The organism is Streptomyces viridochromogenes (genome assembly GCF_001270495.1).
Taxonomy (GTDB): Bacteria; Actinomycetota; Actinomycetes; order Streptomycetales; family Streptomycetaceae; genus Streptomyces; species Streptomyces viridochromogenes_A.
Genome location: NZ_LGUR01000264.1, coordinates 1 through 17,314 on the forward strand (window position 1 = coordinate 1; position 17,314 = coordinate 17,314).

General features: G+C 70.4%; 8 protein-coding genes, 1 tRNA gene and 3 pseudogenes. 3 read left to right on the forward strand and 9 right to left on the reverse strand.

Features of this window, described 5'->3' with window-relative positions; translation table 11 throughout:
- Positions 1-277: 277 nt before the first annotated feature.
- Entirely contained in the window at positions 278-922 is a 645-nt protein-coding gene (locus ADK36_RS43245; protein WP_053201520.1) for a hypothetical protein, read from the reverse strand.
- Positions 923-1,543: 621 nt separating this feature from the next.
- On the opposite strand from ADK36_RS43245, the pseudogene ADK36_RS43250 reads away from it, so the two are divergent.
- The 3 pseudogenes from ADK36_RS43250 to ADK36_RS51715 form a co-directional block, all read left to right on the forward strand.
- Positions 1,544-1,774: pseudogene (locus tag ADK36_RS43250) on the forward strand (DNA methylase); the annotation flags it as partial.
- Positions 1,771-2,616 (forward strand): annotated as a pseudogene (locus ADK36_RS43255) (DNA primase). The pseudogenes ADK36_RS43250 and ADK36_RS43255, both read left to right, overlap by 4 nt.
- Positions 2,617-2,618: 2 nt before the next feature.
- Positions 2,619-4,367 (forward strand): annotated as a pseudogene (locus tag ADK36_RS51715) (tyrosine-type recombinase/integrase).
- Positions 4,368-4,411: 44 nt separating this feature from the next.
- Here the strand turns inward: ADK36_RS51715 and ADK36_RS43270 are convergent.
- The 8 genes from ADK36_RS43270 to ADK36_RS43305 form a co-directional block, all read right to left on the reverse strand.
- A tRNA-Thr gene (locus ADK36_RS43270) sits at positions 4,412-4,488 on the reverse strand.
- A gap of 204 nt (positions 4,489-4,692) precedes the next feature.
- Positions 4,693-6,339: an alpha/beta hydrolase gene (locus ADK36_RS43275; protein WP_078942541.1), complete on the reverse strand. Its 1,647-nt coding sequence runs from the start codon at positions 6,337-6,339 to the stop codon at positions 4,693-4,695.
- 118 nt (positions 6,340-6,457) lie between these two features.
- On the reverse strand, positions 6,458-7,663 hold the full coding sequence (locus ADK36_RS43280) for a DNA polymerase III subunit delta' (RefSeq protein WP_048586714.1): 1,206 nt from the start codon (positions 7,661-7,663) through the stop codon (positions 6,458-6,460).
- A 218-nt stretch (positions 7,664-7,881) separates the two neighbouring features.
- Positions 7,882-11,142, reverse strand: a complete 3,261-nt coding sequence (gene tmk / locus ADK36_RS43285; protein WP_053201524.1) for a dTMP kinase — start codon at positions 11,140-11,142, stop codon at positions 7,882-7,884.
- Positions 11,143-11,339: 197 nt separating this feature from the next.
- Complete coding sequence (topA, locus tag ADK36_RS43290) at positions 11,340-14,174, reverse strand: type I DNA topoisomerase (RefSeq protein ID WP_048586716.1); 2,835 nt, start codon at positions 14,172-14,174, stop codon at positions 11,340-11,342.
- A gap of 249 nt (positions 14,175-14,423) precedes the next feature.
- Positions 14,424-14,621: a hypothetical protein gene (locus tag ADK36_RS50850; RefSeq protein WP_048586717.1), complete on the reverse strand. Its 198-nt coding sequence runs from the start codon at positions 14,619-14,621 to the stop codon at positions 14,424-14,426.
- 432 nt (positions 14,622-15,053) lie between these two features.
- Positions 15,054-16,580: a DUF7059 domain-containing protein gene (locus tag ADK36_RS43300; RefSeq protein WP_048586718.1), complete on the reverse strand. Its 1,527-nt coding sequence runs from the start codon at positions 16,578-16,580 to the stop codon at positions 15,054-15,056.
- 36 nt (positions 16,581-16,616) lie between these two features.
- The gene (locus ADK36_RS43305) at positions 16,617-17,207 is read right to left on the reverse strand and encodes a hypothetical protein (RefSeq protein ID WP_048586719.1); all 591 of its coding nucleotides are present in this window, start codon (positions 17,205-17,207) and stop codon (positions 16,617-16,619) included.
- Positions 17,208-17,314: the final 107 nt, after the last annotated feature.

Here is a 17,314-nt window from a genome sequence, read left to right on the forward strand (position 1 = left end):
CTGGTGGCTCTGGTGACCTACCTACGGGTTCGGGCGACTCCCCTGAAGCGTCAAAGGCCATGCAGCCCTCCAAGGAATCAGGCCAACTCGACGCCCTCTTCCCAGCCGCCCAGCCGATAGGGCATCGACGCACAAGCCAACATAGCCCCAGCCTCCATCAAAACTGATCCAGCCGCATCTGCACCGCACGCCGACGAGACGCTGCCCTCGTGCCCTTACCGCGGCGAGAGCGCATAGGGCCACCCATCCCTACGGGCAACCTGGCGAACCTATGCGGTCACGGCACTAGATCGATGACGTCCTCGACGTCTGGTGCCTTTACCTTGATCGGCTTGTTGAACTCGCTGAACGCCACATCCCTGGGCTCGTCGCTGCCGGTCTCGGTGAGCTTGAGGATGTACGGTTCACCCTCTGTTGCCACCTCAATTCTCACCATGACATCGCCGTCTTTCGCTGTGACTGGAATCGCCAACTTCCCATCGATCTTGTGGACTTCGCCCTTGGCCACCCCAGGACCACCGACTATGAGATCGCTGAGCACGACGGGCTCAAGCATGCTGTCCAAGGCGCACAATTCAACCAAGTCCTCCGCTCCTTCCAACTGGTCGGAGATCTTCACCCACTGATCCGCGAATTGGTTGACCATGTCGCTATCGACGTCAGCCGCTTTCCAGAAGTCCGCGTCACCCTTCAGGTACGAGGCGTCATCAGCCCTGATCAACTCGACCGTGTTCCCACCTTGCTCAATTGTTCCCGCGCAGTCCCCCTGAGGGCTCAAGGCAAGGTCCATTCGTATCTGCTCTGACCAGAACGTCATCTTGCCTTTTGCTCGGAGGCCTACGACCTCAGTGGCATTGTGCGCCTCTAGGGCGATCTCCTCGGCAGGAAGGTCCTCGATGTCATTTGGGTCCTGCCCCGTCATGGTCCCTGCGAAGCTGGTAGCCCCCAGTGTCGCTGCGCACGCAAGTAGAGCCAGGGTTCTGGGCCAGGCAGTCATGATCTTGCCCCTTCTCGTACTACCCCTCTCCTCCAGGGTGGCCACACCCCCTCGGCGTGCGCCACCGGGCCCGGCGCCGAGCACGGGAAGCTTGAGCCAGACGACGTGAGACGTGGAGGGAGCGCGGGTGTCTCAGCAGGCCAGCCCTCGGGGGACCTTCTTGCAGGTCGCGGAGATAGTGAAGGCGCAGATCGGGGCAGATCCCGCAACCTCGTGCAGGCGTCCGCCGACGCGCTCGCCGCGACGCGTGCTTTGCGGGCCCGCCGGGCGATCCGGTCGACGTTCGGGGCGTCGACGTAGACGCTGCGGATGATCCGGGCGCCGGAGCCGTCGCCGACGAAGTAGGCGCGGAAGTCGGCGGCCATTTCGGCTTCCAGTTGGCCGTGGCCCACGCCGGAGGAGGCCTACGCGCTCGCCCCGAGCATCGTCAGCGAGCTCGGCTGGACGAACGGCGAGGCAGCACACACGGCGACATAACACAGCGTTACACCGAGAATTGCCGTCGTCGTACTGCATCACATGTCCGGGGTCCGTGTAGAGCCCGGCCGCGGGCGAGTGCGCGGCTGGCGTCACGGCGAGTACCACGACGGCCCCTACGTGGCCGCGTACGGCAAGGGCGGCGGCAAGGCCACCGTGGAGGACATCCGGTGGGCCAAGGGCATCGACTGGTCCACCGATCATCTGCGGCTGCGTGAGGCCCTCCCGCCCGCCTACACCGAATGGATCGGCCGCGCCTACCTCGCCGCTCTCGCCCCCACGCTGGAGGTGGCGGCATGAGCGCGATGTCCGCTGCCCTGCGCACGGCTCTGATGCTCGCCGAAGCGGGAGTGCCGCCGCTTCCCTTGCGGCAGGGCAAGGTTCCGTTCGGCAACTGCCGCAACTGCGCGGACGGCGCCTGCGGCGGGCGGCCGAACATGAAGAACCCCAGCCCCTGCACCTGCCCGGCGCCTTGCCACGGCTGGGCCGCCGCCACCACCGACCCGACCGTGCTCACCTCGCCCGCGTGGGCATCGGCCTGGCGTGAAGCGGTGGCCGTCGCCTACCACCCCGGCGGCGCCGACCTCACCGTCGTAGACCTCGACAACGCGGCGGCCATCGCCTGGGCCCGCGAGACACTGCCCGCCACCCAGACCGTGGGCACCACCCGCGGTGAGCACTGGATCTACCGAGGCACCATGCGCTCCGCGAACGCCGTCCGTGAGGGCGTCGACATCAAGTCCACAATGGCTTACGCCCGCTGACTCGGACCCGGCACCGGCACCACGACTGCCCTGCCGGACGCCGTGCGCGCGTTGGCCGTGAAGCCCGCCCCGCTCCGGCCGGCGCCGCAGGGCCTCACCGTGCCCGCACCGGCAGGTGGCGGGGAGTGCCGTCACCGCACGCCCGCCTACCTGGAGCGTGGCATCGCCATGGCCGAGCAGCGCATCACCGAAGCCCGCGAGGCGATCCACACCACGGCTTACCGGACCTTCCTCGCCGTGCTGTCCACACATGGCCGCTGCGGCTGTCTCACCGAGGCCCACATCGCGCGGCTGTTCAGGGCCGCTCAGGCCAAGGGCGAATCGCCTCGACACTGCACCGACTCATGGACCAACGCCCGTACCAGGTTGGGACTGTAGCCATGTCCGAGGACGAGAAGACTCCGGCGCGCGTGGTCATCGCCGACTACGCGCAGCAGCACTTCCGGTACTTCCGCACCGCTGAGGGAACCGTGTACGCGCAGAGGAATGGCCACCCTGTGGCCCGTCCGATCCGCTCCCAGGGAACGACGGGCAGCCACCGGCAAGAGCTCATGGTCGGGCTGTTCAAGGACGGGGTCGGCATGTTCAACGGGACCGCGCTCAAGGAGGCGTTGGACTTGATCGAAGCGCTCGCGCTGTCTGAGGAAGTGCAGCCCGTCCACATCCGCGTGGCCCCCGGATTCGACGGGGCGACATGGCTGGACCTGGGCCGCAGTGACGGGCGGTCCGTCCGCATCCACCCCACCGGCTGGGACATCGCCATCCCGGACCCGCGCGAGGTGTGCTGGCGGCGCACCCAGCTCACCGGGGAACCGCCCCTGCCGGCCAAGGACACCGACGGCAAAGGCATCGATCTCCTGCTGCGGCTGTGCAACTTCGCCAACGCGGAGTTGGAGCGCCTGCGCGACCAGGGGCGCGCGCCCGCAGCAGGCCGCAAGCCGACGGTCGCCGCGTGGATGGAGACCTACCTCACCGACATCGCGAGCTTGAAGCTCAAGCCGCGCTCGCTCGATGACTACTGGTCGAAGACCCGCAACGACATCATCCCGGCGTCGGCAAGCACCGCATCGACAAGCTGCAGCCTGAGCACCTGGAGCGGATGTACCGGGCCATGCTCGACGCCGGTCACGCCCCGTCGCACGTCGTGAAGGTGCACCGCATCCTTTCCCGCGCCCTGAAAATTGCCCACCGTCGCCGCATCGTCGGCGAGAACGTCGCAACGCTCGTGGACCCGCCAAGCATCGACGACACCGAGGCCAACCCCTTCACCAAGGAAGAGGCCAAGGCGTTCCTCGAAGCCGTCTCGAAGCGACCGACCTTCATGCGCTGGATCGTCGGGTGTCGGCATGGGGTTCCGACAGGGCGAGACGCTCGGCCTTCGGTGGTCGCACGTCGACCTGGAAGCGGAGCTGTTCCGCCCGGAGTGGCAGCTACAGCGCCTCACCTGGCGACACGGCTGCGACGACCCGCACGCCTGTGGGGCGCGCCTGCACCGCTTCGAGCCGTGCCCTCCGGACTGCACCACGCACAAGGGCTGTAAGCGGGGCTGCCCAAAGCCGTGCACCAAGACCTGCACGAAGCACGCGAGCGCCTGCCCGGAACGCAAGGAGGGCGGACTTGTCTTCACTCGCCCCAAGACCAAGAAGAGCCGGAACGCCGTCCCGATCCCACCCGTCTTCACCCCCTTCCTGCACGACCACAGGGCCCAGCAGGAGGAGATGCGGGCCGCCGCCGGGGAACTGTGGCAAGAGCACGACGTCGTGTTCTCTCGGCCGGACGGGCGCCCGCTCGACCCGCGCGCCGACTACGAGGAGTTCAAGGAGCTACTCAGGGAGGCAGGCATCGACGACCGCCGCCTGTACGACGGGAGCCGCCACACTGCCGGCACAATCCTGAATGAGCTCGGCGTCGACATGCCCACGATCATGGAGATCCTGCGGCACACCCAGATCAGTCAGACCCGCCGGTACGTGAAGGGCCGATCTCACCTGTCGAAGGACGCCATGCGGCGCATGGGCGAGTTCTTCATACCCGCGCCATCAACGCCGATTCCGGGCCCAACTGAGACCAGAACTGAGACCGCCGATACCCGTGCGGAGCGCGCCCGGCGTCGTCGCCACGTCCGCTGAACGACGAAACCCCAGGCCGGAGCTAATCCGTCCTGGGGTTTGAGTGGAGCCGCCTTCGGGATTCGAACCCGAGACCTACGCATTACGAGTGCGTTGCTCTGGCCATCTGAGCTAAGGCGGCGCGCCGTCCGCACTATGGTGCGATCAGCAACGTCGGTAAGTCTACACAGTTTCCGAGGTGCTCCGTACCAACCCCTCCAGGGCCCTCCCAGCCCTCCCCCGGCCCCGGAGCGCGGCGCTCCGGGGCGGTTCGCGGCGGCCGTCGGCCCTCATCAGTACCGGCCGTGGGCCCCGCTCATCAGTACCGGCTGCCGGGCACCGGCCGTCAGCACCGCTTGTCCCGGCTCGGCGGCGTCCCCCGGAGGAGATACGCGTTGATCGTCCGGTCGATGCAGGAGCTGCCCCGCCCGTACGCGGTGTGGCCGTCGCCCTCGTAGGTGAGGAGGCGGGCGGAGGAGAGCTGGCGGGAGAGGGACTGGGCCCAGCGGTAAGGGGTCGCCGGGTCGCGGGTGGTGCCGACCACGACGATCGGGGCCGCGCCCCTCGCCTCGATGCGGTGCGGCTCGCCGGTGGGCGCCACCGGCCAGTACGCGCAGTTCAGGGTGGCCCAGGCGAGGCCCTCACCGAAGACGGGGGACGCCTTTTCGAAGGCGGGGAGGGACCTGCGGACCTCCTCGGGGGTGGAGAAGGCCGGCGGGAGGTCCACGCAGTTCACCGCCGCGTTGGCGAACATCAGGTTCGTGTAGCGGCCCTCGGCGTCGCGCTCGTAGTAGCTGTCGGAGAGGACGAGGAGGCCCGCTCCGTCGTTCTCCCGCATCGCCGCGGACAGCGCGTCCCGCAGATGCGCCCAGGCGCCCTCGTCGTACATCGCCGCGATCACGCCCGTCGTGGCGAGGGATTCGCCGAGCTTACGGCCGTCCGCGTCGCCGGTCGGGATGGGCTTCGCGTCCAGCTCCCTGAAGAAGGCCTTGAGGTTCTTGCCGACGTCGCTCACCTTCTTGCCCAGCGGGCAGTCCCGCTGGCGCACACAGTCCCGGGCGAACGCCTGGAACGCCGTCTCGAAGCCGGCCGTCTGGTCGAGGTTCAACCGGCGGGCGGGCAGCGAGGGGTCCATCCCGCCGTCCAGGACCAGCCGGCCCACCCGGTCCGGGAAGAGCCCGGCATACGTCGCCCCGAGGAAGGTCCCGTACGACGCCCCCACATACGTCAGCCTCTCGTCACCCAGCGCCGCCCGCAGGAGGTCCATGTCCCGGGCCGCCTCGGCGGTGGAGACATGCCGGAGCAGTCCGGCCGCGTCCGTGCCGCAGCCTTCGGCGAACTTCTTGTACGCGTCGACGAGCCGACCGGCCTCCTTGGCGTCGTCGGGCGTGAAGTCCGTCTGCGTGTACGCGTCCATCGCCCGGCTGTCGAGGCATTCGACCGGCTCGCTGCGCGCCACTCCGCGCGGGTCGACCGCGACCATGTCGTACTGCGCACGCACCTCCGCCGGATAGCCGATCCCCGCGTACTGCTGGAGGTAGCCGATCGCCGAACCGCCGGGACCGCCGGGGTTCACGAGCAGCGACCCCAGCCGCTTGCCCGGTCCCGTCGCCTTCTTGCGGGCCACGGCGAGCCGGGTCTCCCCGGCGTCCGGCTTCGCGTAGTCGAGCGGCGCCTTCAGCGTGGCGCACTGGAAGCCGGGCGCCCCGCAGCCGCGCCAGGTCAGCTTCTGCGCGTAGTACGGCGCGAGCGCGGCCGGCGTCGACCTCGGTAGCGCCGCCAGTGCCGCCCCGGCCACCGGGCCCCCCGACTTCGTCGCGCTGGTCACACCGCCGGAGGTGCAGGCGGAGACGAGCAGTGCGGCTGCGGCTGCGGTTGCGGCGAGGAGCGTGCCGACCGTGCCGTTGCGCCGGACGTTCGAGCGACGGTTGCGCGGGCCTCGCCCGCTGGCGCCCGGGTCTGGGCTGGCTGGAGAGCTGGACCTGGTGTACATCAGGCGAGCGTAACTCTGCGCAGCGGATTGAATGCCCTGCGTGCACGCCACGGCTCGTACGTGTTACACGGTCAACCTCCTGTTGATCACAGCGGCCCCGGACCCGTTCCGCCCGCGTTCAGCCCGCTCTCAGCGCCATGGTCATCGCCTCCACCGCCAACAGCGGCGCCACATTGCGGTCGAGGGCGTCACGGCAGGCGGCGATCGCCTCGATACGGCGGAGTGTGGACTCGGGGGCGCTGTCGCGGGCGAGGCGCTCCAAGGCGTCCTCGGCGTCGGTGTTGGCGAGGGCGACACGGGAGCCCAGTTGCAGGGCGAGGACGTCGCGGTAGAAGGCGGTGAGGTCGGTCAGGGCGAGGTCGAGGCTGTCGCGCTGCGTCCGAGTACGGCGCCGCTTCTGCTTGTCCTCCAGATCCTTCATCACGCCAGCCGTGCCGCGCGGCATCCGGCCGCCCTGGGCCGCGCCCAGCGCTGCCTTCAGCTCGTCGGTCTCCTTGACGTCGATCTCCTCGGCGAGCTGCTTGGCGTCCTCGGCGGCGGCGTCCACGAGCTCCTGGGCGGCCTTCAGGCAGCTTCCGATCTCGCCGAGCCGGAGGGGCAGCTTGAGGACGGCGGCCCGGCGTTCGCGAGCGGCCGGGTCGGTGGCCAGGCGGCGGGCCCGGTCGACGTGGCCCTGGGTGGCGCGGGCCGCGGCGGCGGCAACGGCGGGCTCGATACCTTCCCGCCTTACGAGCATGTCGGCGACGGCGTCGACCGAGGGCGTGCTCAGGTTCAGGTGGCGGCAGCGGGAGCGGATGGTCGGCAGGACGTCCTCGATGGACGGGGCGCAGAGCAGCCAGACCGTGCGGGGGGCGGGCTCCTCCACTGCCTTGAGGACGGCGTTGGCCGACTTCTCGTTCAGCCGCTCGGCGTCCTCGACGAGGATGACCTGCCAGCGCCCGTTCGCCGGCGAGGTGAACGACTTGCGGACGGTGTCCCGCATGTCGTCGGCGAGGATCTGGGTGCCGACGGCGGCGACGGTGGTGACGTCGGCGTGCGTGCCGACGAGTGCCGTATGACATCCGTCGCAGAAACCGCATCCGGGGGCACCGCCCAGCGCCCGGTCAGGGCTGACGCACTGCAGCGCGGCGGCGAAGGCCCGCGCCGTCTGGTTCCGCCCCGCGCCGGGCGGGCCCGTGAACAACCAGGCATGCGTCATCTTGGACGCCTCGGGGGGCGGCACGTCGGTGGCAGCGGCGGTGACGAGCGCATCGGCGTCCCGAGCGGCGGCATCCAGCTGCTCGCTCACCCTCGCCTGCCCCACCAGGTCGTCCCACACACTCATGGGTCACGCCGCCCTTCGTTCACATTTCGCGGTGCGGGATCCATTGTGCGGGGCGGCACTGACAACGGGCGCCGGAGCGGGCCGGCCCGGCGAGCGACCCAGCCGAGCCGAGGAGCGACCAGCCGCACCGCACCGGTCGTCAACCCCGCCCAGCTGACAGCAACCGGCCGCAGCGCCGCCCAACCTCAGCGGCGCCCAAACCCCGGTACCAACCGACCTCAGCGCCGGCGGCCCCGCCCGCGGCCCCCGTCCTCGTCGTACTCGTCCTCGCGCGGCCCCAGCAGCTCGTCCGCCAGCGTGGGCAGATCATCCAGCGGCGTCTCCTCGGCCCAGTCGGACCGAGCCCTGCGCCGGGGCGCCCCCGCCTCGTCGACCTGCGGCATCTCGCGCGTACGTTCCTCGCCGCGGACCTCGTCGCGGAAGTACTCCGGCGGAACCCGATCCGCACGCTCCTCCCCCGACACGGAAGGCAGCACCGCCGTCTCATCGGCCGCCCCCGGAGGAACCGGCGGCAGCACAGCGGTCTCGTCGGCTGCACCGGGCACCACCGGCGGAAGCACCGCCGTCTCGTCAGCCGCCCCCGAAGGCACCGGCGGCTGCGGAAGCTTCGCCGTCACCTCGGATTCGGACTCCCCGGAAGCCCGGCCACCAGCGCGGCCACCGGTAGCTCGCTCCCCGGAAGGGCCGTCACCGGAAGAGCGCTCGTCACCCGTCTCCCGCGGCTCCTGACCGCGCACCGGCCGCAGCACGGTCGTCTCGTCCGACGCCCTGCTCGGCGCGCTTCCCGGCGTCACCACCGGAGTCGGAACCGTCATCGCGTCCCCAGGGGCAGCCCCGGCGTCAGGCGCCGTGGGCCTCGGTCCCGCCTGGGCCTGCGCGGCCGCCTGCTCCGCGAGCCGCCGGGCCTCCTCGGCACGCAGCAGGGCCTCCTCGGCCTTGCGCTGCTTCTCCAGGCGCAGTGCCTCGGCCTCGGCCCGCAGCCGGGCCTCTTCCTCGGCCTGCTTGCGGCGGCGTTCCTCTTCGGCCTTGCGGCGCGCTTCCTCCTCGGCGCGCACCTTCTCCTCGGCGAGAAGCCGCTGCCGCTCTTCCTCGGCCCGACGACGTGCCTCCTCGGCCCGCTGCCGGGCCTCCTCCGCCTGCCGTTCGGCCTCGCGCCGCTGCGCCTCCTCCAGCTCGCGCCGCTTGCGCTCCTCTTCCTCCGCACGCAGCCGGGCGAGCTGCTCCTGGCGCTCGCGCTCCAGGCGCTCCTCCTCGGCCTTGCGGGCGGCCTCTTCCTCGGCCTTGCGGCGGGCCTCCTCCTCGGCCTTGCGGCGCGCTTCCTCCTGGGCCTGGATCTCGGCCTCGGACAGCGGCAGCATCTGGTCGAGCCGGTGCCTGACGACCGTCGTCACCGCCTCGGGCTCCTGGCCCGCGTCCACCACCAGGTAGCGCCCGGGGTCGGCGGCGGCCAGCGTGAGGAACCCGGAGCGCACGCGCGCGTGGAACTCCGCCGGCTCTGACTCCAGCCGGTCCGGCGCCTCGGTGAACCGCTCGCGGGCGATCTCCGGCGAGACGTCGAGCAGCACGGTCAGGTGGGGTGCGAGTCCGTTCGTCGCCCAGCGGTTGATGCGGGCGATCTCCGTCGGCGACAGGTCGCGGCCCGCCCCCTGGTAGGCGACGGAGGAGTCGACGTACCGGTCCGAGATGACGACCGCGCCGCGCTCCAGCGCGGGCCGGACCACCGTGTCGACGTGTTCCGCGCGGTCCGCCGCGTACAGCAGCGCCTCCGCGCGGTGCGACAGGCCCGCGCTCGACACGTCCAGCAGGATCGACCGCAGTCGCTTGCCGACCGGCGTCGCCCCCGGCTCGCGCGTGACGACGACCTCGTGGCCCTTGCCCCGGATCCACTCGGCGAGCGCCTCGGCCTGGGTGGACTTACCGGCGCCGTCGCCGCCCTCCAGGGCGATGAAGAAGCCGGACGTCATGGGCACCTGCTCCGGGTCGTCCCCGCCGAGCAGCGCGTCCCGCAGGTCCTGGCGCAGCGGCACGCCGGAACGGTCGTCGACCTTGGCCAGCACCAGCGCGGCCACCGGCAGCAGCAACGCCCCGGCCAGCATCAGCGTGAACGCCGCACCGCCGTGCGCGAAGACGAACTTGCCGCTCTCCAGCCGGTGCGGCCCGATCAGCGCGGCCACCAGCGGCGCGATCACCGCGCCGAGCGCCACACACACGCGTACGACCGCGTGGAGGTGCTCCGTCGTGCGCGGGCGCCGGAATTCCTCGGCCTCCTGGTCGAGCAGGGTGTGCCCGGTGTTGGCGGCCACGCCCGCGCCGATCCCGGCCAGCGCGATGATCAGCAGCACGGTGGTGACGTCCGGGACGAGTCCCGCGGCCAGCAGCGCGACACCGGTGAAGGCGATCGCCAGGGCCAGCAGCCGGCGCCGCGACAGGGCGGGCAGCACGGAGGGGGCCGTACGGATGCCGACGACCACTCCGCCGGTCAGCGCGAGCACCAGCAGGCCGTACAGCACCGGGCCGCCGCCCAGGTCCTTGGCGTGCAGCACTGCCACGGCCACCCCGGCGGACACCGCCCCGGCCACGGCCGCGCACGCCGTCACCAGCAGCGGGATCGCGCCGGTACGGCCCTTGTCGACGCCCGACCCCGTCTTGGGGCGGCGCATGCCTTCGAGCGGCGACCGCGCGCGCGGGGTGCGCGTGTCGGGCAGCTCCAGGAAGGTCAGCACGGACAGGGAGGCGGCGAACAGTCCGGCCGCGACGTACGACGCGAGGGCCGCCTGGTGCTGGTCGAACCAGTCGAGTCCGGTACCGAGCAGGTTGTTGAGCAGGGCGGCGGCGACGAGCGCGGCGGCCGCCATCGGGATCGCCACGAAACCGGTACGCAGTGACAGGCGGCGCAGGGCGTCCATGTGGTCCGGCAGCGGTCGTACGGTCGCGCCCTCCGGCGGCGGGGGCGGCAGCAGCGCGGGTGCCGCGCTCTCCCGGCACACCGTCCAGAAGCGCTCGGCCACGCCGGTCACGAAGACCGTGACCAGCAGGACGGCCAGGGCGTTGTCCGGCGTCCAGTCGATCCACAGGGGCGCGACGATCAGCAGGGCGGCCCGCAGGCCGTCCGCGCCGACCATGGTCCAGCGCCGGTCGAGCGGGCCCTCCTGGGAGGTGAGCGATGTCAGTGGGCCGAGGAGTACGGCGCCGAAGAGCAGCGTCGCCAGGATGCGCACCCCGAAGACGGTCGCCACTGCGAACGCCACGCCCCGGTACCCACCGCCGAACGACCCTTCGGCGATCGCCGCCTGAAGGGCCAGCAGGATCAGCACCAGGAGGGCGAGAGTGTCGCCGACACCTCCCACCAACTGTGCGCTCCACAGCCGCTTGAGCTGCGGTCGGCGCAGCAGGGCGCGGACGGCGCGCTCGCGGGAGTCCGCTGCGAGGGCGTCGTCGGAGGTGGTGTTGGGGGCCGTTGGCTGCTCGGCTCGCGTCATGCTTTCAGCCTATCGGGACCCACCGACAGCCCGGCGCGCGCGCCCGAACGTACGCACGCCCCGACACCAAACTGATGCCGAGGCGTTCGTTTTGCGAACCGAAAGTGAAGAACCGGGCCCTCAACCGGGCTCCGAAAGAGCCCGGTTGGACCTCGTTGCGACGATCGGCCCTCGCGGCTCGCCGCGGAGAGGACCGCTCAGTCCTCGCTCGCCGACTTCGAAGCCGCCGTCTTCTTCGCGGTGGTCTTCTTCGCCGTCGTCTTCTTCGCGGCCGTCGTCGTCTTCGCCGCGGTCTTCTTGGCGGCCGTCTTCTTGGCCGGGGCGGCCTTCTTGGCGGTCGTCTTCTTCGCGGGTGCCTTCTTCGCCGTCTTCTTGGCGGGCCCCTTCGCCCGCTTCTCGGCGAGCAGCTCGAACCCGCGCTCCGGGGTGATCGTCTCGACGCTGTCGCCGGAGCGCAGGGTCGCGTTGGTCTCCCCGTCGGTGACGTACGGCCCGAAACGACCGTCCTTCACGACAACCGGCTTCTCGCTCACCGGGTCGGTGCCCAGCTCCTTCAGCGGCGGCTTGGCGGCCGCGCGACCGCGCTGCTTGGGCTGGGCGTAGATCGCCTGCGCCTCTTCCAGCGTGATCGTGAAGAGCTGCTCCTCGGTCTGGAGCGACCGCGAGTCCGTGCCCTTCTTCAGGTACGGGCCGTAGCGGCCGTTCTGTGCGGTGATCTCCACGCCGTCCGCGTCGGTGCCGACGACGCGCGGCAGCGACATCAGCTTGAGCGCGTCCTCAAGGGTCACCGTGTCGAGCGACATCGACTTGAACAGCGAGGCCGTACGCGGCTTGACCGCGTTCTTGCCGGTCTTCGGGGTGCCCTCGGGGAGCACCTCGGTGACGTACGGGCCGTAGCGGCCGTCCTTGGCGACGATCGCGTGGCCGGTCTTCGGGTCGTTGCCCAGCTCGAAGTCGCCGCTCGGCTTGGCCAGCAGTTCCTCGGCCAGCTCCACGGACAGCTCGTCCGGCGCGAGGTCATCCGGGATGTCGGCGCGCTGGTGCTGCTCGGTGTCCTTCTCGCCGCGCTCGATGTACGGGCCGTAGCGCCCGACGCGGAGCACGATGTCGTTGCCCACCGGGAACGAGGACACCTCGCGCGCGTCGATCGCGCCCAGGTCGGTCACCAGCTCCTTGAGGCCTCCGAGGTGGTCCCCGTCGCCGTTGCCGGCGTCGGCGGCGCCGCCCTCACCTGTGCCCTCGCCGAAGTAGAACCGCTTCAGCCACGGCACGGACTGGGCCTCGCCGCGGGCGATGCGGTCGAGGTCGTCCTCCATCTTGGCGGTGAAGTCGTAGTCGACGAGCCGCCCGAAGTGCTTCTCCAGGAGGTTGACCACGGCGAAGGACAGGAAGGACGGCACGAGGGCCGTGCCCTTCTTGAACACATAGCCGCGGTCGAGGATCGTACCGATGATCGACGCGTACGTCGACGGGCGGCCGATCTCCCGCTCCTCCAGCTCCTTGACCAGCGAGGCCTCGGTGTAGCGGGCCGGGGGCTTGGTGGCGTGCCCGTCGACCGTGATCTCCTCGGCGCTGAGCGCGTCGCCCTCGTTGACCTGTGGCAGCCGGCGCTCGCGGTCGTCCAGCTCGGCGTTCGGGTCGTCGGCGCCTTCGACGTAGGCCTTCAGGAAGCCGTGGAAGGTGATCGTCTTGCCGGACGCGCTGAACTCGACGTCCCGGCCGTCGGCCGCCGTGCCGCCGATCTTGACCGTGACGGAGTTACCGGTCGCGTCCTTCATCTGGGAGGCGACGGTCCGCTTCCAGATCAGCTCGTAGAGCTTGAACTGGTCGCCGGTCAGTCCGGTCTCGGCAGGGGTGCGGAAGCGGTCGCCGGAGGGGCGGATCGCCTCGTGCGCCTCCTGCGCGTTCTTGACCTTCCCGGCGTACGTCCGCGGGGCGGACGGCAGGTAGTCGGCGCCGTAGAGCTGCGTGACCTGCGCGCGGGCGGCCGCGACGGCGGTGTCGCTCAGCGTCGTGGAGTCCGTACGCATATAGGTGATGTAGCCGTTCTCGTACAGCTTCTGCGCGACCTGCATGGTGGCCTTCGCGCCGAAGCCGAGCTTGCGGCTCGCCTCCTGCTGCAGCGTCGTCGTACGGAACGGGGCGTACGGCGAGCGGCGGTACGGCTTGGACTCGACCGACCGGACGGCGAACCGTGTCTGCTCCAGGGCGGCGGCGAGGGCGCGGGCGTTCGCCTCGTCGAGATGGAGGGTGTTCGCACTCTTGAGTTGTCCCAGGGAGTCGAAGTCGCGACCCTGCGCGACCCGCCTGCCGTCGACGGTCTGCAGGCGGGCGACCAGCGACGACGGGTCCGACGAGTCCCCCGCGCGGCCGGTCGCGAAGGTGCCCGTCAGGTCCCAGTACTCAGCAGAACGAAACGCGATGCGCTCGCGTTCCCGCTCCACGACGAGTCGGGTGGCGACGGACTGGACACGGCCGGCCGACAGGCGCGGCATGACCTTCTTCCACAGGACCGGCGAGACCTCGTAGCCGTAGAGGCGGTCGAGGATGCGGCGGGTCTCCTGGGCGTCGACCAGCTTCTGGTTGAGCTGGCGGGGGTTGGCCACGGCGGCCTGGATCGCGGCCTTGGTGATCTCGTGGAAGACCATCCGCTTGACCGGGACCTTGGGCTTGAGCACTTCCTGGAGGTGCCACGCGATGGCCTCGCCCTCGCGGTCCTCATCGGTGGCGAGGTAGAGCTCGTCGGAGTCCTTCAGCAGGTCCTTGAGCTTCTTGACCTGTGCCTTCTTGTCGGCGTTGACGACATAGATCGGCTCGAAGTCGTGCTCGACGTCCACGCCGAGGCGGCGGACCTCGCCGGTGTACTTCTCCGGCACCTCCGCGGCACCGTTGGGGAGGTCGCGGATGTGCCCGACGCTCGCTTCGACTACGTAGCCGGGGCCCAGGTAGCCCTTGATCGTCTTCGCCTTGGCAGGCGACTCGACGATGACGAGTCGGCGGCCGCCCTGTGCGGTCTCGCTGGTCGGGGACAACTTCGCTCTTCTCTCCGGTCGACGCTGGGGCCTCCCCGGAGTCGATCGGATCCCGGGGTCGGGTGGTGGTGACGCTGCGGAGTGTGACGGTACATCCCGCCCCGTTGTCAAACGGGAAAAGCCCGCAACGGCCACTCGAACGGTAACCCGACTTCCGTCATTCCTGCCGCCCGGAGTGCCCACCGGTCTTTTCGAGCCTTTCCGGAAGAGGCCCTCCCAATTATCCGCCGCGCAGCTCGCGGGCCGTTCTCAGAGTCGGGTGAAGCACCACGTTGCGAGGATCAGAGCGATCACCGAGCCGAGGCCCGCGAGCGTCGCCGATGCGACGGGACTCACACCGTGAGCGACGGGCCGGCGCTGCCGGACCCGGACCGCGGTCCATGCCAGCAGCCCGCCTCCGAACAGGGCGAACACGACCCCAACGAAGATCGCCGGTCCACTTTCCATGGTTCCGCTCGCCCCTTTTCTCCCGTCCGTGAGCGCCCAGCCCGGCGAGACTGTCACGCAAGGGCGGCGCACGGGCGAACCTCAGGTGAACGCGCGATCGACGCGGCTGTGGACTCTCCGGGCCCTGGGACCGCAGTAGTCACAGCAGCCCCACAGAACCCGACGCCCTCACCGACCTCCGTGGCCGGGCAAGTCCCACCCGGCACCGGAGATCGTCTGAATTTGTCGCCTCACAGCCACGGTGACGTACTCGGGGCTCTTCCTGTGGCTCATTTCGCCGGACGCTTGATCGTGTCTAGGCGCCGGCCGGTGCGCGGTTTGGCGACGCGGTCGATCAACGGGACGGGTGAGTCCTCTCGCCGACAGTTCCGGCCGGGTGGTCGGCCACTTTTACACGGGCGGACGATCTCTCGGCGGAGCCCTCGGCAGGGCTTACCGTGTCGGCTTGAGGAACCCCTGTTCCACCAGGAGCCGGATCTGCGCGGGCGTACGGTCGCGCAGCAACACCGGGTCCTCGCCCATCAGTTGGGCGATCGCGTCCAGAATCCGACCCGCGCTCAGCGAGCCGTCACACACGCCCGCGAAGCCCGCGCCGACCGTGTCCACCTGGGTCGCCCGGCGCATGCCGCGATGCTGGCGCAGCACCACGTGCTCCGGGTCCTCGGCGCCGGGCAGCCCGATCTGCTCCTGCACGATCTCGCCGACGAGCCTGAAATGGTCCTCCAGCAGGGCGGCGTCGTCGCGGGCACGCAGATAGTCGAGCCGGTCGAAGTGCTCCCGAACCGCCTCCCCGAGCGGCTGCTCGACCGGATGCGGCCACTCCTCCGCCGTGATCGAGGGCACGGCGGCCGACGCCTTCCGCAAGGTGATCCACCCGAAGCCCACGGCCTTCACCTTGCGCGCCTCGAACTCGTCCAGCCATGCGTCGTACCGCGCCTGGTACTCGGCCACGTCACCCCGGTGGTCACCGGCGTCCCTGAGCCACAACTCGGCGTACTGCGTGATGTCCTGGACCTCGCGCTGCACGATCCAGGCGTCGCACCCGCGCGGCACCCACGACCGCAGCCTGTCCTGCCAGTCCTCCCCTTCCACGTGCTGCCAGTTGGCGAGGAACTGCGCGAACCCGCCCTCGTTCAGTCGTTCCCCCGCCCCCTGAACGATCGAGCGGCACAGATCGTCCCCGCTCATCCCGCCGTCGCGGTACGTCAGCCGGGCGCCGGGCGAGATGACGAAGGGCGGGTTCGACACGATCAGGTCGTACGTCTCGCCGTTCCTGAGCGGCTCGAACAGCGAGCCCTCCCGCAGATCCGCGGCCGGGGCGCCGGACAGCGCGAGCGTGAGCGCGGTGATGTGCAGCGCGCGCGGGTTGAGGTCGGTCGCCGTCACGCGCGTGGCGTGCTGCGCGGCGTGCAGCGCCTGGATGCCGGAACCGGTGCCGAGGTCGAGGGCGGAGGCGACAGGCGTACGGACGGTGATGCCGGCGAGGGTCGTGGACGCGCCGCCGACGCCGAGGACGACCCCCTCGTCCTTGCTGCCGATGCCGCCCGCTCCTCCGACCGCGCAGCCCAGGTCGGACACGATGAACCAGTCCTCGCCTTCGGGCCCGCCGTACGGCCGTACGTCCACGGTCGCGGCGACATCGTCGGAGTCCTGGCCGGCCCGGAGCAGCCAACCGCTCTCCAGGCAGGCGTCGACGGGCAGAACGCCCGCCACGCGCGCGTGCGGCACGGGTTGCTGCAACAGGAAGAGCCGTACGAGCGCCTCCAGCGGGGTGTCTCCCCGGGTCGCCCGGAGCGCGGGCACGGTCTCGCTGCGTGCGAGCGCCGCGTACGCGGGCGCACCGAGCAGTTCGAGCAGCCCGTCTGCGGTGAAGGAGGCCGCTAGCAGGGCCTCCCGCAGCCGGGCGGCGACATCGGGACGGTCGGAGGCGGGCAGGGCAGACAGGCTGGAGTAACTCACGCCCTCATTGTGACCCGCGCCCGCTCCGAAGGTGGCTCAGCTGTCGGTGGCCGCCGCGGACGCCGAGGCGGCCACCTGCTTGCAGCCCTCCTGCTTCAGCAGTGCCTGCTTGGTGTCGCCGCTCGATTCCAGCTTCTTCAGGGCGTCGAGCGCGCTCTTGCGCTGGCTCACCACGTCCTTCATGCCCTTGCCGACCTTGCTCAACCCGGACGCGAACTTCCCCTGGTCCTTCGTGTTGAGCCCGTCCATCTGCTTCTTCAGGTCGGCGTAGCTCGCGGAGAGCGCGGTGAGCTTCTTGATGGCGTCCTGCTGCTTCTTCGCGCCGTCCTCGACGCCGGGAGGTGCTCCGGCGTCCGCGAGCAGGGTCGCGCGCGCCTTGAAGCCGTCGGAGAGGTCCTGGAAAGCCTTGGCGTCGACCTTCTGGAGCTCCTCGGGCGGGCTGTCCTTGGCCGCCTTCGTGATCGCTCTGTCGGCCGCCGCGATCTTCGCGTTCTGCGTCGGCGCCGTGTCGCAGATCTGCTTGGCCCAGGCGTCCAGCTCCGGGTTGCCCTCGTCGCTCGTGCATCCCGTCAGTGCCAGCACCAGTACCGCACCGCCGGACAGTGCGGCCGCGAGCTTCTTGTTCACCGGTTCGGTCCCTTCCGTGGCTCTCGGCCAACGGACCTTACACGCCGTACGGAAGACAGCCATGCACCGAATGCAGCATTAGTGACGTTATAAGACTCTTTACACCA

Coding starts and splice junctions, on each gene's coding strand:
- ADK36_RS43245 (WP_053201520.1), bottom strand. CDS start 922: ATGACGGGGCAGGACCCAAATGACATCGAGGACCTTCCTGCCGAGGAG.
- ADK36_RS43275 (WP_078942541.1), bottom strand. CDS start 6,339: ATGTACACCAGGTCCAGCTCTCCAGCCAGCCCAGACCCGGGCGCCAGC.
- ADK36_RS43280 (WP_048586714.1), bottom strand. CDS start 7,663: ATGAGTGTGTGGGACGACCTGGTGGGGCAGGCGAGGGTGAGCGAGCAG.
- tmk (WP_053201524.1), bottom strand. CDS start 11,142: ATGACGCGAGCCGAGCAGCCAACGGCCCCCAACACCACCTCCGACGAC.
- ADK36_RS50850 (WP_048586717.1), bottom strand. CDS start 14,621: ATGGAAAGTGGACCGGCGATCTTCGTTGGGGTCGTGTTCGCCCTGTTC.